Raw genomic sequence first — 20,684 nt, forward strand, 5'->3', positions numbered from 1 at the left:
ACGAAACGTCATCAGCATACGCGCTGACAACCCGATTTAAAACCCGTTTAAATCGCGCCAGAATCGTTTAACGGGGTTTTGGCAGTATGATGTTACCGCTGCGCTTTCACAGACGCTTACAGCGCGTCTGTGGCGTCATTCACCGTTTCCGGCGATATACTCCAGAATCGCCTGGCGGATCTCTTCGTAATCCGCCTCCGTCAGCACCAGAAAGGGTCTGGCCGGAATATCAGAGCCGGGGTGGTTAACCTTACGGGCAAACCGTCCGCCAAAGGCCAGCGCTTTTTTATGCCGGGGACGGATTTCATGCGCACGGGTCTTACCGCCAAAGTTCTGGATAGCCGCATAGACCACGTTGGTGCCGACAACAGCGCTGTCGTTATCATTCCACGGGTGGATGGAGCCGTGCAACCGGCCTGACATCTGCAGAGGCTTACCATCACGGTATTTCAGCGGCTCCCATGCCGGACGCCCGCCGTGGATAAAGTTTTCATCCACCGCGTTCATCATGATCCCGGCGATTTTTTCCATCAGCGGGGCGCGGTTTTTCACGCGCCGCTCCAGCTCTTCCAGCAGGCGTTCAAGGTCTGGCGGAACCGTCAGCTCGATATCAATCACTCTGACACCTCCGGGAACTGGCCATCAAGCAGGAGACTCCCCGACGCCTGTGCCGGTGACCATGCGCGAATACGGGCTGCCTGAAAGCCGGTTTTCACGGCGTTCAGGGTGACGGTCTGGTATGCCCCGTTATCACCGGTCACCATATTGAGCACGTTATCCTGCAGAAACACCGCCACCGGGCGGTAAAATGCAGAGACAAGACGCGGCCACAACGACGTACCTTCCTCCTGGTTTGCCAGGCAGTCATCCGCCGTCAGGGTGATCACCGGCGACGGCAGCACGCCACCGGTGTGCAGCCGGGACAGCACGCGCGGGGAAAGCGCCCCCACGCGACGGAAATCACCGGAGGATGCAGGCGTCAGGCGCTGCGTCCACTCATGCACATCCCGGTTCATCGTGGTGGCCAGCCGGTTATTGCCGAGGGTTTCCTGCACGGCCACCGCCGCCAGCTCCGGTGCCGCCGTGGCACTTTTCTCCAGCAGCGACTGACCGAGACCCGCCAGATAACCGTGCCCCGGATTGAGATGAAAACCCGCATCCGGCACCAGCAGCTGTCCCGTCTTTGGATCACGGTACGCCGTCACGGGGCGCATTTCGCCATCCGTACCGTAAGGCTGCTGCACGGTGATCAGCCTACCGGCGCTGCTTTCCAGTCCCACAGGATGTTTATCAAGCTGGGCTTTCGTCAGCGCCCGCACCCAGCAGCGGCAGTTATACCCGTTCGGCGGGTAGATGGTCTGCCAGATGGGATCATCCCAGCGGAACACGCGTCCGTTGAGAGAAGCGTGCAGCGGACGCGTCCGGTTGTCCATGACCGCGTTGTACTCAAGGTACGGGCGCTCAGCGACACCCCGCATCTGCTGCTGCCAGCGCCCCGCCGCATAGGCTGACTGAATATTGGTTCTGAAAATCGTCTCCAGCCGGTACGGCATCAGCTGTTTGCCCTGTAGCACGCCGTCTTCATCGGCAACCAGTCCGCGCCCCAGCCAGCCCTTACGCTGCAACAGCGGCTCGACCTCATCCTGAAACTGACGCAGGGTGGAGCCGTTCGCCAGCGCGTTGCTCAGTCCCTGATGGATATCATTGAGCACATCCAGCTTCGTGATCCCGGCAACCGTAAACTGTACCGCGTGCGCCTCATCTTCCAGCGCTTTCCAGCCCATTGAGGGCGTTATGCCCTTTGACTGGAAATAGCTGATGGCCTTTGTCGGTGGCAGGGTCAGGGCAAAGCCTGCATTGACATCAGGCATAATGCTGCCCCAGCACGTCAGCGGCAAATACAGCCTGCCCGACCAGTTCGCGAAGCGACGCATCGTTCAGCGTCGGATAACTCGCTGCCAGCAGCGCATACACCTCGTCCGGTGACTGCGCAGACCTGATGCTGTCAATCAGTGGGCGCAGCATGGTTTCGGCGGCAGCGCTGGCCTGCGCAGCCAGCAGCTGCGGTGCCGCATCAAGCTGTGCCTGCACCTCGTCCGTAGAGGGCGCGGGCAGCGACAGGGCGGCAAGCCGGGCCTGCATGACCTGCGACAGCGCCGCTTCCCCCGGTAACTGACGGCTGACGGGCTTCAGTATCGTCTGGCCCTGCTGCGGCAGCGGAATACCGCTCTTGTCGGACAGCCACTGCGCGGTGATATCATAGCCCGCATTCTGCGCCTTAAGGACGACATCCATCAGTGTGTTCAGGTCAGTGGATTCACGGGTGTCAAACTCCAGCTGTGGCGCACGTGCAGGATCAAACCGTCCATTCAGCGCCAGAACAGGCCACAGCAGTTGTTGCGTCAGGGTTTCCGCCACCATCTCGGCATCCCCGGTCAGCAGATCATGGCGCACCTCATTGTGAATATTGCCGAGAGCGTTGGTGGAGGATTTGCCGTCCGCCTGGCTGGTCAGCGTACCGCCGAGAATGACTTTTGACTGTACCTTCTCACACCAGTCCACCATCGCGAAGAACGGTGCGCTCTGGTTTGCCGACGGGGCTATCAGCTGGATATCGGCATCTTTCGGGATGATCCCGCCACCTTCGCGGGCCAGCTGCCGGATACCGCGTAACAGCCTGGACCGTTCTTTATCGCCCATCGAGGTATCGTATTTGCCGATACGGAACGGCAGACCATAGAGGTTCAGGAACTGCGCCCAGTCGCGGGCGGACAGGTTCTTGAACAGGTAGGTCCAGACCAGTACGCGGAACAGACCACTCTGTGCAACAGGGCCAGATTTTGATTTGTGCCGGTGAACCAGCCAGCCCAAATCCCACAACGGCTCGCCGTCGGCACCGCCACGACGCAGGTTTATCTGGTCCAGATCATCCTGCGGCATGGTGAACATCCGCGCAGCCCGCTTATGAAACTTCACCGGTAGCGTCAGATCGCCTTTCTGGCCCCATTCAATTTCGGTACAGGAAAACCCGTGCCCGATGGCATCCAGCATATCCATCAGCATTTCACGACGCCCCGGCAACTGGTGCAGCCACCAGTCCGCTTCCGCCGCAATTTTCTTTTCGGCCTCCGTCGCATCCGGCGGGGCTTTAACGCTGAACGGCAGCGTCAGCAGCGCCCGTTTGCGCTTGGACATCTCAGCGAACAGATGACCGTCACGCTCTTCCATGTCCGTAAACAGATCGCTCTGCGCCTGGATATCACCCTGTTCCGCTGCCTGAAACAGCGTATAGATACGCTGGATATCCAGTCCGGTGGACGGGTGCTCAGGGAATTCCCGGTACAGATACGGATCTTCGTCACTCTGCATCGGTTCTGTTTTAATGCGGCTGAAATACCGTTTAAAGACACCTTTTATGTCCATTTACCATCCCCCCTTGCCAAATCCACCGGGATCATCGTCATCGTCGTCATCATCATCGCTACCCACCGCACTCACAGGGATAAACTCAAAGCGCCCCACACTGGTGGACGCGATGGCAAACAGCATCTGCAGCGCATCCGGTCCATCATCATGGTCCGCCATCGGAAAATGCATCAGCTGTTCTCGCAGGGTGGACAGCAGGTGGCTGATGAGAATGCGCTCGTTTTCCATAAACGGCTGCAGGGACTCAATACGCCCGTGCTTGTCGGTGGTGGGAATCACCGAGCGTGCAGGAACCGGGACGCCTGCCTTCAGGGATTCTTCTATCAGCGTTTCACGCAGGAAGTCCTGAAACTGCACTGACTCAAACGCCCAGGCAATACAGCCAAACTCACGCTGCAGTGCGATCACATCGGTGATGATTTTCTTCGGCTTGCGGACGCGAATATCAGCCCGGACCACCTTGAGTACCTTTTTGATGCGGTGCCAGCCGCCTACCAGTAGCGCGCTGGGGTCATTCCCCCGCGTGTTGTTTTTGCCAAGCGACGGGTCAACGGCCCCGAAATATACCAGGTCAGGCTCCAGCTCCCGATATTCGTGAATACAGCCGTGGAAGATGGCGTTCTCGCCGCTGACAGGATCGTTCTGGTATTCCGCATCGAACGCGCGGGTGCCGACACGTACCCGGATAAGCATCAGCGCCAGCAGCGGACGAGCCGCCCATGAGACGCGGGAGCCTTTCAGCATTGCTTTCTGGTTTCGGTTATAGAACGCTCTGGCGGCGGCTTTGCCCTGCGTGCGCAGGATAGCTTCCCACTCATCCCAGCGGGTCATGTCGTCCGGCCACGCGAGAATGGCCTGGAAGCGCTTCGCGTTCCACAGCGGGTTTTTCATGGTGCGGGCCAGCACGGAATCGTAGTGCAGGATGGAGCCGACGTAGATAACATCCAGCTTCACCCCGGCCCCGCCCAGCGGCAGAACGGTACTGTTAAGCCACTTCTCCAGCTTGTCGCGCTGCTTTGGCGTCACCACGTTCTCGTCGTTTTCGAGGTCATCGAGGTGAACGAGATCGGGACGATACGCGCCGTGCTTACGACCACGCAGGCTCTGGCCCTGACCGGCTGACTCGATTTTGATACCCGATGCCGTCAGAATGCAGCCGATACGCCAGACGCGCCCCTGCCCGCAGGCTTGTGGGAAGTCCAGCGCCAGACCAGCGTTATACAGCAACTCGGCCTTGATAACTTCCAGCGACTCCGCCGACTGCGCGGAGGTATCGAAGGCGATGATGATGAATTTTTTCAGTTCAAGGACAACGCACCACAGGTCAAACAGCTGCTGCCCGAGGGTGGTTTTTGCCTCACTGCGCGGGGCGGCAATAACGTCATTCTCGCTCTCCGGGCTGGCGACAATCTGAGGCAGGCGCTCATACAGGTACTCGTGCAGCTCGCTGGTCTCAGGGTGATGGAGGTGATGCTGAAAATAGGTGTTCACGAAAAAGCGAAACCCGGTCACCGGGCAGCTGACCTGTGAACGTCGGGCCTGAATCGCCTCCGGGCTGCTGTCAAGCCCGCAGCTTGCACTCTCTATGCGGTCGCGCAGCTCACCCTGAATGCGGGCGATTTTTTCGCGAAAGGCTTTAAGCGAAGATTTTGACACCCTTTAACCTCTTAAAAATAAAGCCTCCCTGTGCCAGGATATCGCTGCCAACAATGACCCATTACACAGAGAGGCTTTATGTCTGATACAGAAAAACTGACCATCAGACCTGATTACGGAAAGCCAGCACAGCCTCAATCTGCTCCAGAAGTGCCGATTTAGCCTGCCATACCGACCGGGCATAAAGGCCGTCCGCCTGGTGAGTCTCACCATCAGCGGTCTGAACCATCAGATAATCGCTCTGAACGTATACACGAACGATGGTATCGGCCCGCACCGCATTGCGGTCGGTGAGCGCGATAAACTGATTTACCGGTTTAATGACTTCAGCCATACTTTTTCTCCACTATCTGCTGAAACTCAGGTAAGACATCCAGAAACCCCGCCATCAGTGACGGATGCTTCTCACTCAGAAACGCAGCTAAATCCTCGACCACACCGGCGGCCACAATCAGCCGGTCGGTTTCCGGCAAAATGCGCTTACTGGCGGCAATCATTTTGTTAAATCCATCCTGGAGCCTGACCAGCAGGCTGGCGTACTCATCGGGGGGCATTGCTGCCTTACCGTCTGTACTTTCTCGCCCCTTACGCAATTGCTCCATCGCGTGCTGCTGATGCTCCATGAACTCCATTACCAGCTCACGGGCGACGTCTTCCGGCAGGCCGGACGACAGGCGACGGGCGGCGCGTTGTTTGTCCCAGTCGTCGCCACTTGCGCGGGCATCACGACGCCAGCGAAGAACAGTAGCCACGCTCACACCATGCATCGGCCCCAGCACTTCCGGGGAAATCCCCTGAGCGATGTAATCACGCCTGATGGCGTCTTTGAGTGCCTGCGGATGTGCCATTTACGTCACCATTTACACTTGCCATACTTCCCTGAACCCGCCAGACAGCAGCGGAAACGACGAAACGTTAGCGCCTGCGGTTTCCACTTGTGCTGTACACGACCACCTGACCATCAACCGTCTCACTGGTTACTGACAACGCTGCCGCCGTGGAGAAAATGCTCACGCTGGCGCGTTGCTGGACACAGCCAGACAGCACGCAGGCCATCAATAAAACCACTGAGAGACGCATCAGTTACCTCCCGATCTCATCAGGTCTGCAGCATATTCAATGAGCCAGATTTTGGGGGCGAGCCATAGCTGAAGCAGGTTGCAGGTATTACTCGCCACCACAAACACAGTAATCAGACCGACCACCACGGACAGGACGAGACTCAGGGTAGCCTGAGTCTCGGTACTCAGGCTTTTATTCCACGCCAGCCCCTTACGGAACAGCACGATGCAACCCCATAACAACAGAGAGAACATAACGATACGCAGGCCGTACAGGGCAGCCTTCCAGAGCATTAGCTGGCGAATAACATCCGGTAACTGCGCCTGGCTGAACGCCACCGCCGAATCGATCCCGGAGAGGGTCTTTTGCAGCAGGGTGGCAAGAAGATGGCTGGTTTGTTCGTTCATGGCTTCGCCTCCGGCATGGCAGGCGCAACAGGAGTGTCAGCGGCAACCGGTATACCGGAAGCGCCGGAAGACGAGGGCACCATTAACTGGCAGGTTTTCCCCTCCCTTGCACGGGTATCGATGCAGGCCGAACCATCCGGGTAGGTCATGATGACGGTGGCCCCCGGCTGAACTTCAGCATTGGTGATACCGAATCCGTCGGTATTATCCGAATGCGTAAATGACACGCCAGAACAGGCCGCCATCGTCAGAACGGCTGTCAGCAACAGCGTCCTGCAGGCGAAGATGTTGATATTTGCTTTCATTAAAAACCCTCAACAAAATGTGAGGGTTATTGTGGCAGGTCGTCTGTGGTGAGACGTGATACGGGGGTGAAGCGGTCAGGATAACAAAATCAGAAGAGATCACCCTGAGAGGCAGGCGGCGGACTGCGACGACGGGCCAGTATAGCCCACGCCCAGGTATTTGCGATACCGTAGCGCGGTGCCGTCAGCGTCAGCGCCATGCGCAGGGATTCCCCCTTGCTGACCAGCTCGTCAACATCCTCCAGAAAACAGCGGTTACGCCACTCCCGGAACGCAACGGCGCAACGGGGGATCACCAGTGAACTTTCCCCGCCGAAGTGCTGCATCAGCAAGCGCGTATTGTCTTCACCAATGGTTTCACGCAGCAGTTCCAGACGGCGTTCTCCGGTCTGTCGGTTTCCCCGACCGACAGGAAAACACGCACCGCCGAAACGCTCAATCAGTTGCTGAGTTGCCGGAAAGCCGATCACCAGTGCAATCTGCCGCACGGTTTCCGGTAACAGGTCTTCAAGGGATGCAATGTCAAACTTGCGCATATTACAACCTCCCGTGACGTCTCGCGTCAACAATCAGCATCTGCATGACTTTACGCAACTGGTCGTCATTCAGCCACTCAACGGGCTTTTTCTCCCCCAGCATGCGCTCTGTGACACCATCCAGATATGACCACGGGCGACCGGCTTCAGCCAGCAGCGCCTCAATCTTGCTGAGCATCGCCTTACGCCCGACTGCCACACCCGGCCTGCGTCCGGTCTTCGCGGCTGGCGCAAACCCCTGACCACGCATATAGCGCACCACGCTCTCCAGCTCCGACTCTGAACAGTCACGCGCACTGCGTTTACCGGTCACCCGTACCAGAACGGCGCGGTAGGTTTCATCATCCCAGCCCAGCGATTTTTTGCCGGTGTGGATCACTTTGATAAGATTACGCATAGTGCCTCTCTTGAATTGGTGCAAATTGGCGATGATAAAAGGACATTGATATGCGAATAGACTTTGATGAGCTAAACAAAATTCTGTCAGTTTTTCTCAACAGTAAAGAACCGTTCATAACGCTACGTGACCTCGATTTTTTTGACGTAGAAGGTGAAGAGGAAAATAAACTTGTCTTTCACCTGCTCCTGCTTGTTGAAAATGGTCTAATCAGTAATCGGCACCTGCAAACAGGTGATCCAAAACATATCGGTATAATTTTTTCCAGCCGTGGTGTCGGCGGTGCTTCCATTCCAATCCGGCTAACACAAGACGGGCACGACTTTGCGAATGCACTGAATAAGAAACCCATACTTGAGCGATTAAAGCAGGATTTTGCGGACGCCCCGTTTGAAATGCTCAAAGACGTCAGCAAAGACTTATTAACAAGTTTCGTAAAAAATAAATTAGGTTTTGAATAATGAAATAAAAGGCGAAATTCTTATTAATTGCGTAAGGGCGGCAACGGAAGCGACAGGATCGTTGCCCTCTGCAATTTTTTTCAGTTTCGATACTATCCAGAACATACTTAGCGCTTCTGTCACTTCAAGCCTTAACTCGCTACACAGATATGAACAGAAGTCCTGAACATCGCCATCGTTCTCTAAATGAGACGTCAATTGCTCCACGACATCTGCAGAAAAACCGCTTGCCATCAGCGATGAGCGATAAAGCTCACGTTGAGATATTTCATCTTTTTTCATTTTAAATTTCCTTTCCTTAATCACTTCATTCATCGGAGCAGCTTGTTATCGGCACCATCAACACCGTGGTGCAGACGCGCATTTTTACCAGCCCAATACCCCGCACCAACGGCATCATCAGACCCACGGCAGGATTTAGCGGAACGTGATTGTCCCTCTGTGAGACCTTTCTTTTCATGTAGTTGCTGCGTATAACGCTCCAGCAGACCTTTTTCGTCGGGAGAAATACCGAAAGCTGTGATGACGCCGGAAGCACCACCGACCCAGCCCTCGCAGAACTGGTCGCCACGGGCGATACGCGTTGCGGGCTTACAGCGCTTGCAGTGCTTCGCCTGGTACTCTTTGCGGGCACACATCATCTGACGGGAGAGAACATCAAAGACATATGCCGCAATCTCCGCACGCTCACCGGGTCCGTAGAAACGCACCACGCGCTTAAGGCTCCCGTTATTACGCCACTCGCCACTGAAATACGCTTCAACACCAAAAGCACGACAGACAAGGTTTGCGAGGTGATGCATGTAATCCGGAGATTTCCGCGCATCACTCGGTGCACCGGTACTGGATGCCTCTTTGATTTCGGTAAACTCCACATCGGATTCACTCAGACCATACTCGCGCATATAAGCCTGCACTTTCGCCATAGCATTAGCTGCTTCTTCAGGGCTGGACGTCCCCTTAGCCAGGCGCATGAGCTTTTTAATTTTGGCGAGATACTTTTCTTTATTCATGGGAATCTCCCATGCGGCTGGCAAGCTCCTGCGCCTGTTCAGGAGACGCAGCCTCAAAATGCGGATGATGCTGACCATCATCGGTAATGACCTCCAGATTATGCATCTGGAATAAACCACTCAGAGACCAGTTGCATCCGTGATTCTTTCCCTTTTCAATGGACGGTGAGCCTTTCCCGCTAAACCGGCCCACACACTCAACACCAAAATATTTACGGGCTTCCGGGTGACAGGTCATCAACAATCGGACAGACTGAACCGTTCCGCACATTGGGCAAATTAACGCCCTGTCAAGTCGCTCGACATTTTGGTTATTAAGCTGCTGCTTAAGCGCTTCCAGAGTTAATGTTTTCATATCTGATATCCTTGCTTCAGGCGTAAGCAGTTCCCTGACGGTTACACCATAATTAAAAAATGATTAATATAGGATTAAGACTCACCGCAGAAGTGAATAGTCTGCTCAATTCTCATAGAGACGATCTCAGAGTAATAACCATTACTCGCGCCACACCATCTGACCGTGACGCTCCCTTTAGTTGTGCCAAACTTAAAGAACGTCCAGGTGATACTTTGAGCGCCGTCTCTGTCACTGGTTTCAGACTCAGTCACCACTTCAGCCTCCGTAATCGGTGAGTTCTCAAGGTCTCCGAGGTCCCCGGTAATATCTTCAATCCATACCGACTCACAGCAATGTTCTTCATGGAAGAAAACACAAGACCGGGTGCCTGACCACCATGCAAACTTCAGTTCTGTTTTTTCTTCATTCACTGAAACCTGGTCAAATGTCAGTCCAATCATTTGCTGAATAATGGTTACACTCATAATTTTCCCCATAATGGGCGTAAGCAGTCCCCTGACGGTTTACGCCATAATTAATAGATGATTAATATCTGTTTAAATAAGTTTTAAATTTAGCCTGCCGGAGTCAGAGAATTAATATTGGCAAAATAAGGCTCAACATTAATTTCAACGACCGTTGCTGATTTAAGGTCACGCGCCACACCAATCGTTTTTATCACCTTGCCACCCCGCATAGCCTTTGATGGCTGGAAGATAAAACGACTGCCGACGGCATAACGGTGGTTAAACTCCTTAGCACGCATGAGGTGAACTCCACCGACGAGCCAGGGCATTGGCGCAAAACGCCGCACGTGCATTTGCATAAAACAGATTGTGAGAACCACATCGACTTGCAGCAGCCTTAAGCCACAGCGCCTCAGCTTCACCCCAGTCACCGCGATGCTCCGCACGAATCGCCCCAACAGCGCAGGCACCAAAGTTGCTACGTGCGCCATGTTCAACAGGTTTTGACATATCACACCCCCGCGATATCGAGTGAGATGGGACGATACTGGTCGGTGTCGCCGATGCGCTCATAAAGGCGGATATAGCTTTTACTGCCCACAACCTGAACAGCCTCAGAAAGGGCATTCATGGCCTCAATCCAGCGCGGGTCAGTAATTTCATGGCGACGCAACTGCAGTACGCGCCCCGGATTGATTTCGCCTTCCTTATCGGTGGAGAACGCGCGGTCAATAATCGCCAGCAGCTCAGGACGGGCATCGTGAGTCCATTCCGCGATACAGGCGTCAATTAACGCTTTTGCCGCCTGGATACGTTCATCAAAGGCAATGTGGTCCTGCATTGCACGCTGCACCTTGTAGCGCCCGTCAAAGCTGTACATGGTGACATTGCCCTTACGCCCACCAACCTTCGCGCCGTACTGCTCAGCAGACAGGTCAATCAGCGCCTGAATATCAGCGAAAGCATCTTCTTTGAACTTACGCAGCGCTTCCTGCAGCGGCTTTGCACGTTCAACCAGCGATTTAACCAGCGCATCGCGCTCTTTATCGACAGGCTTGATAACTGACTCAGGAATCAGCGCACCGCGTGCATCTTCCCAGAACCCGGCAGGAATAGTGGCTTTGGTATGTGATGTTGTATTTTCAGACATTTTCTTCCCCTTATTGCAGATTGACTTTGATAAATTCAGATTTAACACCCTGAACGCCAGTTTCTTTCAGCTTTCCCATGTAAATTTCATTTATTACCTTGAGAATTGCAGGAGCCTTTTGTTTCATGATTAAAGCCAGACACTCAGAGTTACCCGGTCTTGTATCATTAAGCCCTTCAACGCTTACGCTGATAGCCACAGGAATAACGCTCTGCCCAGGAAAGTCCCCCATAACAGCACCATCTTCAGTAAATTCAAAAATAACCTTCGCCATATAACCCTCTTAATTCCAGATAATCTGACAATCATTAATACGGGACGTACACACCACGCGCTGCACGCCGTTCTCTCTTACTACCACTTCAACAACAGGCCACGGAATATGACCGGTCATACTTTCAGCCGTAATCACCGGACGCTGCGGCTTACGGACATAACTACGGATAACACACCCCTGAGCCTCAAGGGCGTCGCGGGCACTGGCAAATGCAATAAACTGATTAACCATGATTTTCTCCTTAGTGAATGAGCATTTCGGCGAACTTCTTCACCGCAGCGACACTGACCGGGGTGTTACTGATTTCGCAGGTACGGTTTACCCCGCGCAGTAATTTACCCAGCCGACGCGCATTACCCCGCGCCGAGGTAAACAGGGCATCACTGATTTTCACGTCAGCCGCCTCTGGCATCATGCTGACTGCCAGCAGATTGAAATCATCGCGGGACAGCGCATCCCCCAGCGGCAGGGACAGGCCCACACGGCTGTACAACTGCGCAAACTCACCGCGCTTACCGCGCAGGTTGACCAGAAGACGCGGCATGCCCGCCAGAACGATACCGATACCGGCCTTGTCATGCAGACGGCGCAGTACTTCCAGCGCCCGGTAAGGCAACAACTCAGCTTCATCAATCAGCAGCAGACGACCGGAATCGCGCAGTGCCTGGACGCAACCATCACTCAGGTCATGGATGTTGCCGCGCTTGCTGACGCCCAGGCGGTTACACAGTTCTTCCAGCAGTACGCGGGCGGTGTAGCCGGGATCAGCTTCAATCAGGATGGCGTCACGGTGCTTGTCCGCGTATTCACGCATAATCATCGTCTTGCCAACACCTGCCGCGCCAGTCAGAACACCGATATCGCACTCCAGATGGGCGTAGGTAATCAGCTCCATGCCGTAACGCGCCGATTTGGTGGGAACAAAATCAAAATTAATCTTCCGGGACTGCGCTTTTTCACGCTCGCGCTGAATGAAGCCCGCAATTAATTCATTGACGGACTCAACATCCCCGGTATATTTACCCTGAAGGTATTGATTAATGACCGCCGCGCTTTTCCCGATTGCCCGCGCCACGTGCACCTGAGAAAGGCTCTGGCGGCTCATTAATTCCTGCAGTTGTTCACGTAATTCCATATTTAAACTCCTCATGCCCGACCAGAGCCGGTTTTCTTCAGATATTCATCGCGGTCAGCCTGGAAAAGGAACAGGTGTTCTTCGTCCTCTGACGGGGTGGCGTCGATAGTGATCCCCATATTGAAGTTGCTGTTGTGCTCCAGCACCTGACGGCCTTCCGCCAGTATTCCTTCTCTTTTATCTTCCACGCGCTTAAGACGACGTTTGGTACGTTCTTTCTGCGCTTTATCCATCTCGCTGACAGGGACGGCTGCGACTTTGTTACCGTTCCAGACTGCCGTGCAGAGATAAGAACCATCCATCCGGCGCACGATCACCTCGCGGGCATCATGCATATCAAAGGCCGCGCGGACCTTCTCGCCATCGACGTTAATAAGTTCTTCCGCGAAATATTCGTTGCTGTTGACAGTGATCCACCCACGACTGGCGGTTGGTTTACGCTCCAGCATGAACACCTCGCGCAGCTCAAGCTCGGTCAGGTATTCAATCTCGTCACCTTCGGCTTCCAGAACGGCCTTACGGTACTGCGCTGGGGTCAGATAACGTCCGTTATACTTCGGTAACTGGCTGTGCTCGTGCGAATGGTTGTAGGCATCAACCTCAATGGCGATGGCGTCAAGAAGCTGCTGCCATGACGGCAATTTGCCTATCGCTTTTTGCTGTATCGCGTTGAGCGCCTTGCCGTTTTTCAGCGCATTGATGGCAGAATCAATGCCGCGCTGCGTAATACGGACATGTTCTGCATCTGCGCCAGTGCCGTTGAATGTGGCAAACTTCTGCGCGATGGCCAGCGGTATCACGCCGTTAAGGCGCTCAATAATGCCGCGAGCCTGCGGATTACCCGGAATACCGGTCATATGACGGATACCCATACGCGGGAAAATACCGGATATTTCATCATCAAATGACAGGTTAGCCTGACCGCTACCGTTATCTGAATACACAAACAGCGGCTTGCCGTGGTGCTTCATGGCGTACCGGTAGGCATCAGCCACCGCCAGCATGCTTTCAGCGAGCGACAGGCTCCAGCCGACGACATAGCGTGTCCGGCCATCAATAATGAGCGTCAGCTCCGGGGTGAACGGCTGACCGTGCACCGGATGCGCGACTTTCATATTCAGAGACTTACCATCACTTATCCAGCAGCCGTTAACAGGCATCTGTGACCAGTCACGCTTCTGATATGTCTCCAGCGCACGGGCAGCAGAACCAGATACACGCCCGCGAGCAAGCTCACGACGCGGGAATTTTTTCATTGCGCGATTGACTGCGTGATAGGACGGTATCGCCGCCAGCATGGCGGGCTGGTCGGCATACCGCGTATTCCATTCCGCTTCAAAGGAACGGTATGCTGCCTGCAGAGTGGGGCCGTTGAGACTGCGCCAGTGGGGGAGAAAATCGACCAGCCAGCCAATCTGCTCAGGCACTTTCGCTTTCAGGTGACCGGGTGCCAGTAACGCCAGACGTTCACCACCGTTTTCAGTGCTCCGACAAATTGTTACCCACTCCTGCAGGCAGCGAACGCTGATGCCGGTGCGGGTCTTACCCTTGCGGGCGTTGGCGATTTCAGCAGCCCGCAGAACACGCTCAGGCAGAGAACCATTACGGGAGCCATCAGCAATTAACTGAACCGCACGAGACCTGGGCATTTTTGCATCAATCAGTCTTTCGACTTCCTGCGCCAGCAGGGCGCGGGCATCGGCGATCTGCTTTTGCTTATCGGTCAGTGTGCCAACCTTGCGCTCCAGTAGCGCCGGGCACTGGCGAATCAGTTCAAGCTCCTGCGACGGCTTCACGGCAGCTTTCTTGTCCGCCACCGGCGCATCGACAACAGCAACCTCAGTGGACTGCTCAAGCACCGACTGATAGTGACGCTGTTTGAAAAACTCGCGTTGCTCGGCGGTCAGGCAATCGACATGAAACTCGAACGCTTTAGTTCCTGCTCTGCGGCGTTTGAGTTCGCTCGCGCCACCGGATGCCTTATCAAGCCTTGCACGAATATTCTGTTCTCTGCCCGGCATGCCAGGCAAACCGAGACACTCTTTAGCTGTCACCCACATATCCATAGCCACCTCTTAACCCCTGACGATCCTGGATTTATTCAGCCAGCGATTTGGCCAGATATCTTCAGGAGCAAGCCCCAATGCCGCAGCGATGATGCCTTCCTGCTTTGGGGCGTGGCGGTAGAGTGCGTTACGAAGTGTATCGACAGACGCACCGTGGCTTTCTGCCAGCTTGGTGTAATTCGTACCCGCCAGTTCAATACATGTACGAATTAGCGGACCGGGCGCATCCTGATTGCCGGATGCGCTTACGTAAAAACGAATCAGGGACGCGGGCAATTCTTGATTAGCCGTATGCATTGTGTGATCCTCAAAGGTTAGTGCAAAACGTTTAACGCTACTGTTAAACGCCAGCGTGTAACGATACGCACAAATATACGATCGTAAAAATCCGCGAGCAAGATTTATTTGCGGATTTTTCGTGTTTATTTGCGATGTTACGAGAACTGAATGGAATTGATAATGAAAACAAAAGCCTGCGATGATAAATCCGTTGGAATCGAAAAAATCCACGATTGTGTTTTGGCTGAGCCTGGAATAATCCATTTTGGTATGCGATTAAAAGCCGCCATGGATAAGGGCGGAATACTCAGCAATGTAGCTCTGGCTGAAAGAGCCGGAATGTCAGAGGCAGTGGTACGAAGCTACATTAAGGGCAAGACATTCCCCACCCTGGATAGGCTGTATATCTTAGCTGAGGCGTGTAACTGCTCCGTCGAGTGGCTTGCCATTGGGGACGCTAGTTCCGCTGATGACTCGTTTAAATACACGACCCGTGTAAAGGAGAAGGTGAGTGATGCAACTTTCGAGGAAAATGTTGAATTCCTGTTACTACTGAAAAGACTTACTCATGCTGAACGTGAAACGCTCTTTGATATCATATTCAGAAATGGCGTTGGTGCGGTTCTCAGCCTTAACAATGAAAAGAACATCAAGCTATTGCAGCTACCTGAGGCGATGAAATCAGGGGTTTTGCGGCTGGCTAACAGACCAGATACTGCCATCCGAGAGATTTTATCGAAGGTGGAACGAGATGATCCCCCAGAAAGCGTAGCAGATAAAAAAGCCGTTTGATTTAAAATCCATAAATATTATGCAGTTAACGGATTTAGTCAAACGGCTATCAGTTTTCTTCAAACCTAACTCAAAAAGTGCAGAATTTATTATAAAAAAAGTCATTTTCGCTCATTTTTGAATTCGCAGTACAGAACCTCTGAAATCCCCTACATCCCGCGTCAATCAAGGCTTTTTCCCTTAGCCGAGGCTTCTCCGAACAGTGCAGAAATGATTGCTACCCCACACACCCGCGCGCGTATCCAGAGCGTGGGTGGCGTCTATGACGGCCACTGCCGCACGCTTAATCTTCCCCCGGAAAATGCCGCCGTACGTATAAAGCAGCGCTCCCCGGTGACGCGCTTTACCGATCTCCTCTCCGGTGAGATTCATGCCGATGAACGTCTGGCGCGTGAGGATTTTATTATTCACCGCCGTGACGGCCTGTTTGCCTATAACCTGGCCGTGGTCGTCGACGATCGTTTCCAGGGCGTGACGGAAATTGTGCGCGGGGCGGATCTGGTCGAACCGACCGTGCGACAAATATCGCTGTATCACCAGTTTGGCTGGACGGCACCGGACTACATTCATCTGCCGCTGGCGGTCAATGCGCAGGGCTTTAAATTGTCAAAGCAGAACCACGCCCCGGCCCTGCCAGACGGCGATCCGCGTCCTGTTTTGATCGACGCGCTGCGATTTCTCAACCAGAATGTAACCAACGAATGGCAGGATCTGCGTATTGACGAACTGCTGAAAATGGCCGTTGCCAACTGGACGCTCGCGGCAGTGCCAAAAATCCAGCATTCTCAAATGCGTTGCGCTGAGCTATGATTAGCCGCTTTTTTCATAACAAAACACACTACGAGGTGTACCATTTTTACCCGAGTCGCTAATTTTTGCCGTAAAGTGCTAAGCCGCGAAGAGAGCATGGCGAACGATGCTATTGCACAGCCACACATGTCGGTTATTCCGCGTGAGCAGCACACTATTTCCCGCAAAGATATCAGTGAAAATGCCCTCAAGGTGCTCTATCGTCTGAATAAAGCGGGCTACGAGGCCTACCTCGTGGGCGGTGGAGTGCGTGATTTACTGCTGGGCAAAAAACCAAAAGATTTCGACGTGACGACCAGCGCCACGCCTGAGCAGGTGCGCAAATTATTCCGCAACTGCCGTCTCGTTGGCCGCCGTTTCCGTCTGGCTCACGTGATGTTTGGGCCGGAAATTATCGAAGTGGCGACCTTCCGCGGCCACCACGAAGCCGGCGCATCCGATCGCACTACGTCACAGCGCGGCCAGAACGGCATGCTGCTGCGTGACAATATCTTCGGCTCTATCGAAGAAGATGCCCAGCGTCGCGACTTTACCATCAACAGCCTTTATTACAGCGTGGCGGATTTCACCGTGCGCGATTACGTCGGCGGCATGCAGGACCTGAAAGAAGGTCTGATCCGTCTGATCGGCACGCCGGAAACGCGCTATCGCGAAGATCCCGTGCGTATGCTGCGTGCCGTGCGTTTCGCCGCCAAGCTCAATATGCGCATCAGCCCGGAAACGGCTGAGCCTATTCCGCGTCTGGCAACGCTGATTAACGACGTGCCGCCTGCCCGCCTGTTTGAAGAGGCGCTGAAGCTGCTGCAGGCTGGCCACGGCTTTGAAACCTACAATCTGCTGCGCGAATACAACCTGTTCCAGCCCCTGTTCCCGACCATTACCCGCTACTTTACCGAAAGCGGTGACAGCCCAATGGAGCGGATGATTGCGCAGGTGCTGAAAAATACCGATACCCGTATTCGCAACGACATGCGCGTCAATCCGGCGTTCCTGTTTGCGGCGATGTTCTGGTATCCGCTGCTGGAAACGGCCCAGCGAATTACCCAGGAGAGCGGGCTTGCCTATTATGACGCCTTCGCGCTGGCCGCAAACGACGTGCTGGACGAAGGGTGCCGTACGCTCGCTATTCCAAAACGCATTACCACGCTGGTGCGCGATATCTGGCAGCTTCAGCTGCGCATGTCCCGTCGTCAGGGCAAACGCGCCTGGAAGCTGATGGAGCATCCAAAATTCCGCGCCGCCTTCGATCTGCTGTCGCTGCGTGCTGAAATTGAACGCAACCAGGAGCTGCAGCGTCTGGCGCAGTGGTGGGCCGAATTCCAGGTTTCCGCCCCGCCGGAGCAAAAAGATATGCTCACCGGGCTGGATGAAGAGCCGGAACCGCGTCGCCGCCATCGTCGTCCGCGCAAACGCGCGCCGCGTCGTGAAGGGACAGCATGACCCTCGCGTATATCGCCATCGGCAGCAATTTAGCCTCTCCGCTGGAGCAGGTGAACGCTGCCGTACAGGCGCTGGGGGAGATCCCGCAAAGCAAGATCGTGGCGGTCTCCTCTTTCTACCGCACGCCGCCGCTGGGCCCGCAGGATCAGCCTGATTATCTCAATGCCGCCGTGGTGCTGGAAACTGCCCTTGATGCCGAAACGCTGCTGGATAACACCCAGCGCATCGAACTGCACCAGGGCCGCGTACGCAAAGCCGAGCGCTGGGGACCGCGCACGCTGGACCTCGACATTATGCTGTTTGGTCACGAGACCATTAACACTGAACGTCTCACCGTTCCGCATTACGACATGAAAAACCGCGGGTTTATGCTCTGGCCGCTGTTTGAAGTCGCCCCCGATCTCATCTTCCCGGATGGCATCCCACTCAGGACCATTCTGGACAACCTCAACGCGGAAAGACCCGCCCGCTGGTGATCCGGTTCCCCTGCCGATTAACCTCAAAATAATTGTGGCTAATCGGTTACCTAAAATCATTGTTCCCCCGAATGTTACTGTTAGAATGCGCAAAGATTCGCTTTTGGGCTATCAGGAAACAGTATGAAACCAACCACCATCTCCTTACTGCAGAAATGCAAACAGGAAAAAAAACGCTTCGCCACCATCACCGCGTATGACTACAGCTTCGCCAAACTCTTTGCCGAAGAGGGTATCAACGTCATGCTGGTCGGAGATTCGTTAGGGATGACGGTACAAGGACATGATTCCACCCTGCCGGTCACGGTTGAGGATATCGCTTACCATACGCGTGCGGTGCGCCGCGGGGCTCCAGCCTGCCTGCTGCTTTCCGATCTGCCGTTTATGGCCTACGCCACGCCGGAGCAGGCATTCGAAAACGCGGCAGCGGTCATGCGTGCTGGCGCTAACATGGTCAAAATTGAAGGCGGCGCCTGGCTGGTGGATACGGTGAAGATGCTCACCGAGCGCGCCGTGCCGGTGTGCGGCCATTTGGGCTTGACGCCGCAGTCCGTCAACATCTTTGGTGGATATAAAGTGCAGGGCCGCGGTGACGCCGCCCAGACGCTGTTTGATGATGCCCTGGCGCTGGAAGCCGCAGGCGCCCAGCTGCTGGTGCTGGAGTGCGTGCCGGTTGAGCTGGCGAAGCGTATTACTGAAGCCCTGTCGATTCCGGTGATTGGTATTGGCGCAGGCAACGTGACCGACGGTCAGATCCTGGTGATGCACGACGCCTTTGGCATCACCGGCGGGCATATTCCGAAGTTTGCCAAAAATTTCCTCACCGAAGCGGGCGACATGCGCGCTGCGGTCAGGCAGTATATTGCCGACGTTGAATCCGGTGTTTACCCGGGTGAAGAACACAGTTTCCATTAAGGAGTCTCGTTGTGCTAATCATTGAAACCCTGCCGCTGCTGCGCCAGCATATCCGTCGTGCGCGTCAGGAAGGTAAACGTATCGCACTGGTCCCGACCATGGGCAACCTGCATGACGGCCATATGAAGCTGGTTGACGAAGCAAGAGCCCGTGCAGATATCGTGGTGGTCAGTATCTTCGTTAACCCAATGCAGTTTGACCGCGCCGACGATCTGGCACGCTATCCGCGCACCCTGCAGGAAGATTGCGAGAAGCTCAAAAAACGCCATGCGGATATTGTCTTCTCTCCGGCACCGGCGGATGTCTATCCTCAGGGTACCGATGAGGCCACTTACGTTGACGTACCGGGCATTTCCACCATGCTGGAAGGCGCAAGCCGCCCGGGTCATTTCCGCGGCGTATCGACCATCGTCAGCAAGCTGTTCAACCTGGTTCAGCCGGACGTTGCCTGCTTCGGTGAGAAAGATTTCCAGCAGCTGGCGCTGATCCGCAAGATGGTTGCGGACATGGGTTACGATATCGAGATTGTCGGCGTACCGATTGTACGCGCCAAAGACGGTCTGGCGCTCAGCTCGCGAAATGGCTACCTGACCGCGGACCAGCGTAAAATCGCGCCGGGCTTAAGCAAGGTCATGAACACCATGGCAGAACAGCTGCTGGCGAAAGAGTTAACGGCCGAAGAGATTATTGCTCTGGCTGAACAGGCGCTGAACGATAAAGGCTTCCGCGCTGATGATATTCAAATTCGCGATGCCGACACGCTTCTGGAGCTTACACAGACCAGCAAACGTGCGGTCATTCTGGTGGCGGCATGGCTTGGTCAGGCCCGCCTAATCGACAACAAAGTGGTTGAACTGGCGTAGGTTTCTCTACCCGGAAGATGAAAGGTAAACGTAATGATTCGCAAAATGCTGCAAGGTAAGCTTCACCGTGTGAAAGTCACCCAGGCCGACCTGCACTATGAAGGCTCCTGCGCCATCGACCAGGATTTCCTTGATGCTGCGGGCATCCTTGAAAACGAAGCGATTGATATCTGGAACGTTAACAACGGCAAACGTTTCTCAACCTACGCCATCGCCGCCGAGCGCGGGTCTAAAATCATCTCCGTTAACGGCGCGGCAGCGCACTGCGCGGACGTGGGCGATATTGTGATTATCGCCAGCTTCGTGATGATGTCTGATGAAGAAGCGCGCCGCTGGCAGCCGAAAGTTGCCTACTTTGAAGGCGACAACGACATGAAACGTACCGCGAAGGCGATTCCGGTTCAGGTTGCTTAA

At 54.7% G+C, this 20,684-nt stretch carries 30 protein-coding genes and 1 pseudogene; 8 read left to right on the top strand and 23 right to left on the bottom strand.

The annotated features are described in order from the left end of the window. Window positions 1–135 precede the first annotated feature (135 nt). The 11 genes from ACERY3_RS13725 to ACERY3_RS13775 form a co-directional block, all read right to left on the bottom strand. The gene (locus ACERY3_RS13725) at window positions 136–618 is read right to left on the bottom strand and encodes a phage virion morphogenesis protein (RefSeq protein WP_373225864.1); all 483 of its coding nucleotides are present in this window, start codon (window positions 616–618) and stop codon (window positions 136–138) included. Next, the gene (locus ACERY3_RS13730) at window positions 615–1,871 is read right to left on the bottom strand and encodes a phage minor head protein (RefSeq protein ID WP_373225865.1); all 1,257 of its coding nucleotides are present in this window, start codon (window positions 1,869–1,871) and stop codon (window positions 615–617) included. The genes ACERY3_RS13725 and ACERY3_RS13730 overlap by 4 nt, the downstream gene beginning before the upstream one ends. Next, window positions 1,864–3,423 (bottom strand): DUF935 domain-containing protein, encoded by a 1,560-nt coding sequence (locus ACERY3_RS13735; protein ID WP_373225866.1) that lies wholly within the window; start codon window positions 3,421–3,423, stop codon window positions 1,864–1,866. The genes ACERY3_RS13730 and ACERY3_RS13735 overlap by 8 nt, the downstream gene beginning before the upstream one ends. Further along, the gene (gene terL, locus ACERY3_RS13740; protein ID WP_373225867.1) at window positions 3,424–5,082 is read right to left on the bottom strand and encodes a phage terminase large subunit; all 1,659 of its coding nucleotides are present in this window, start codon (window positions 5,080–5,082) and stop codon (window positions 3,424–3,426) included. Between the two features lie 103 nt (window positions 5,083–5,185). Continuing rightward, window positions 5,186–5,416 (bottom strand): hypothetical protein, encoded by a 231-nt coding sequence (locus ACERY3_RS13745; RefSeq protein ID WP_240874336.1) that lies wholly within the window; start codon window positions 5,414–5,416, stop codon window positions 5,186–5,188. Further along, entirely contained in the window at window positions 5,409–5,930 is a 522-nt protein-coding gene (locus tag ACERY3_RS13750; protein ID WP_373225868.1) for a DUF1804 family protein, read from the bottom strand. Before ACERY3_RS13750 ends, ACERY3_RS13745 begins: the two co-directional genes overlap by 8 nt. 67 nt (window positions 5,931–5,997) lie before the next feature. After that, complete coding sequence (locus ACERY3_RS13755) at window positions 5,998–6,162, bottom strand: hypothetical protein (protein ID WP_373225869.1); 165 nt, start codon at window positions 6,160–6,162, stop codon at window positions 5,998–6,000. Next, window positions 6,162–6,551 carry a hypothetical protein gene (locus ACERY3_RS13760; protein WP_373225870.1) on the bottom strand — a complete coding sequence of 130 codons (390 nt, stop codon included), beginning with the start codon at window positions 6,549–6,551 and terminating at the stop codon, window positions 6,162–6,164. The genes ACERY3_RS13755 and ACERY3_RS13760 overlap by 1 nt, the downstream gene beginning before the upstream one ends. After that, entirely contained in the window at window positions 6,548–6,856 is a 309-nt protein-coding gene (locus ACERY3_RS13765; RefSeq protein WP_373225871.1) for a hypothetical protein, read from the bottom strand. Before ACERY3_RS13765 ends, ACERY3_RS13760 begins: the two co-directional genes overlap by 4 nt. A gap of 89 nt (window positions 6,857–6,945) precedes the next feature. Beyond that, window positions 6,946–7,392 carry a hypothetical protein gene (locus tag ACERY3_RS13770; RefSeq protein WP_373225872.1) on the bottom strand — a complete coding sequence of 149 codons (447 nt, stop codon included), beginning with the start codon at window positions 7,390–7,392 and terminating at the stop codon, window positions 6,946–6,948. Window position 7,393: 1 nt separating this feature from the next. Next, window positions 7,394–7,789, bottom strand: a complete 396-nt coding sequence (locus ACERY3_RS13775) for a gp16 family protein (RefSeq protein ID WP_373225873.1) — start codon at window positions 7,787–7,789, stop codon at window positions 7,394–7,396. Window positions 7,790–7,839: 50 nt separating this feature from the next. Between ACERY3_RS13775 and ACERY3_RS13780 the strand changes: the two genes are divergently transcribed. Then, entirely contained in the window at window positions 7,840–8,250 is a 411-nt protein-coding gene (locus tag ACERY3_RS13780; RefSeq protein WP_373225874.1) for a DUF2513 domain-containing protein, read from the top strand. Here the strand turns inward: ACERY3_RS13780 and ACERY3_RS13785 are convergent. The 12 genes from ACERY3_RS13785 to ACERY3_RS13840 all read right to left on the bottom strand — a co-directional run bounded on the left by ACERY3_RS13785 (window position 8,236) and on the right by ACERY3_RS13840 (window position 14,992). After that, window positions 8,236–8,532, bottom strand: coding sequence for a hypothetical protein (locus tag ACERY3_RS13785; protein ID WP_373225875.1), 297 nt, complete (start codon window positions 8,530–8,532; stop codon window positions 8,236–8,238). The two genes, ACERY3_RS13780 and ACERY3_RS13785, sit on opposite strands and share 15 nt — an antisense overlap. 29 nt (window positions 8,533–8,561) lie before the next feature. Continuing rightward, window positions 8,562–9,263, bottom strand: coding sequence for a DUF2786 domain-containing protein (locus ACERY3_RS13790; protein ID WP_373225876.1), 702 nt, complete (start codon window positions 9,261–9,263; stop codon window positions 8,562–8,564). Further along, complete coding sequence (locus tag ACERY3_RS13795; protein ID WP_373225877.1) at window positions 9,256–9,618, bottom strand: VVA0879 family protein; 363 nt, start codon at window positions 9,616–9,618, stop codon at window positions 9,256–9,258. The genes ACERY3_RS13790 and ACERY3_RS13795 overlap by 8 nt, the downstream gene beginning before the upstream one ends. Before the next feature lie 74 nt (window positions 9,619–9,692). After that, window positions 9,693–10,085, bottom strand: a complete 393-nt coding sequence (locus ACERY3_RS13800; protein ID WP_373225878.1) for a hypothetical protein — start codon at window positions 10,083–10,085, stop codon at window positions 9,693–9,695. 89 nt (window positions 10,086–10,174) lie between these two features. Continuing rightward, the gene (locus ACERY3_RS13805; protein WP_373225879.1) at window positions 10,175–10,366 is read right to left on the bottom strand and encodes a hypothetical protein; all 192 of its coding nucleotides are present in this window, start codon (window positions 10,364–10,366) and stop codon (window positions 10,175–10,177) included. Then, window positions 10,356–10,694: an ANR family transcriptional regulator gene (locus ACERY3_RS13810; protein WP_373225880.1), complete on the bottom strand. Its 339-nt coding sequence runs from the start codon at window positions 10,692–10,694 to the stop codon at window positions 10,356–10,358. The genes ACERY3_RS13805 and ACERY3_RS13810 overlap by 11 nt, the downstream gene beginning before the upstream one ends. Next, a complete protein-coding gene (locus tag ACERY3_RS13815; RefSeq protein WP_373225881.1) occupies window positions 10,579–11,217 on the bottom strand; it encodes a DUF3164 family protein in 639 nt (212 codons plus the stop codon). Before ACERY3_RS13815 ends, ACERY3_RS13810 begins: the two co-directional genes overlap by 116 nt. A gap of 10 nt (window positions 11,218–11,227) precedes the next feature. Then, window positions 11,228–11,491 (bottom strand): hypothetical protein, encoded by a 264-nt coding sequence (locus ACERY3_RS13820; protein ID WP_373225882.1) that lies wholly within the window; start codon window positions 11,489–11,491, stop codon window positions 11,228–11,230. Window positions 11,492–11,500: 9 nt separating this feature from the next. After that, on the bottom strand, window positions 11,501–11,725 hold the full coding sequence (locus tag ACERY3_RS13825; protein WP_373225883.1) for a hypothetical protein: 225 nt from the start codon (window positions 11,723–11,725) through the stop codon (window positions 11,501–11,503). Window positions 11,726–11,735: 10 nt separating this feature from the next. After that, a complete protein-coding gene (locus tag ACERY3_RS13830; protein WP_373225884.1) occupies window positions 11,736–12,629 on the bottom strand; it encodes an AAA family ATPase in 894 nt (297 codons plus the stop codon). 11 nt (window positions 12,630–12,640) lie between these two features. Beyond that, complete coding sequence (locus ACERY3_RS13835) at window positions 12,641–14,689, bottom strand: Mu transposase C-terminal domain-containing protein (RefSeq protein WP_373225964.1); 2,049 nt, start codon at window positions 14,687–14,689, stop codon at window positions 12,641–12,643. A 15-nt stretch (window positions 14,690–14,704) separates the two neighbouring features. Continuing rightward, window positions 14,705–14,992, bottom strand: a complete 288-nt coding sequence (locus tag ACERY3_RS13840; RefSeq protein ID WP_373225885.1) for a transcriptional regulator — start codon at window positions 14,990–14,992, stop codon at window positions 14,705–14,707. A 162-nt stretch (window positions 14,993–15,154) separates the two neighbouring features. Here ACERY3_RS13840 and ACERY3_RS13845 point away from each other — a divergent pair, with 162 nt between their 5' ends. From ACERY3_RS13845 to panD, 7 genes and pseudogenes are all read left to right on the top strand, one after another. Further along, window positions 15,155–15,766, top strand: coding sequence for a helix-turn-helix domain-containing protein (locus ACERY3_RS13845; RefSeq protein WP_373225886.1), 612 nt, complete (start codon window positions 15,155–15,157; stop codon window positions 15,764–15,766). Between the two features lie 228 nt (window positions 15,767–15,994). Continuing rightward, a pseudogene (locus ACERY3_RS13850) lies at window positions 15,995–16,576 on the top strand (glutamate--tRNA ligase family protein); the annotation flags it as partial. Between the two features lie 42 nt (window positions 16,577–16,618). After that, a complete protein-coding gene (pcnB, locus tag ACERY3_RS13855) occupies window positions 16,619–18,016 on the top strand; it encodes a polynucleotide adenylyltransferase PcnB (RefSeq protein WP_072162357.1) in 1,398 nt (465 codons plus the stop codon). Further along, a complete protein-coding gene (folK, locus tag ACERY3_RS13860; RefSeq protein ID WP_373225887.1) occupies window positions 18,013–18,492 on the top strand; it encodes a 2-amino-4-hydroxy-6-hydroxymethyldihydropteridine diphosphokinase in 480 nt (159 codons plus the stop codon). Before pcnB ends, folK begins: the two co-directional genes overlap by 4 nt. A 123-nt stretch (window positions 18,493–18,615) precedes the next feature. Further along, the gene (panB, locus tag ACERY3_RS13865) at window positions 18,616–19,407 is read left to right on the top strand and encodes a 3-methyl-2-oxobutanoate hydroxymethyltransferase (protein WP_014882600.1); all 792 of its coding nucleotides are present in this window, start codon (window positions 18,616–18,618) and stop codon (window positions 19,405–19,407) included. 11 nt (window positions 19,408–19,418) lie between these two features. Next, entirely contained in the window at window positions 19,419–20,270 is an 852-nt protein-coding gene (gene panC, locus ACERY3_RS13870) for a pantoate--beta-alanine ligase (RefSeq protein WP_023310431.1), read from the top strand. 33 nt (window positions 20,271–20,303) lie between these two features. Further along, complete coding sequence (gene panD / locus ACERY3_RS13875) at window positions 20,304–20,684, top strand: aspartate 1-decarboxylase (RefSeq protein ID WP_006810068.1); 381 nt, start codon at window positions 20,304–20,306, stop codon at window positions 20,682–20,684.

This window comes from Enterobacter cloacae complex sp. ESBL7 (assembly GCF_041679625.1).
Lineage (GTDB): Bacteria > Pseudomonadota > Gammaproteobacteria > Enterobacterales > Enterobacteriaceae > Enterobacter > Enterobacter asburiae_B.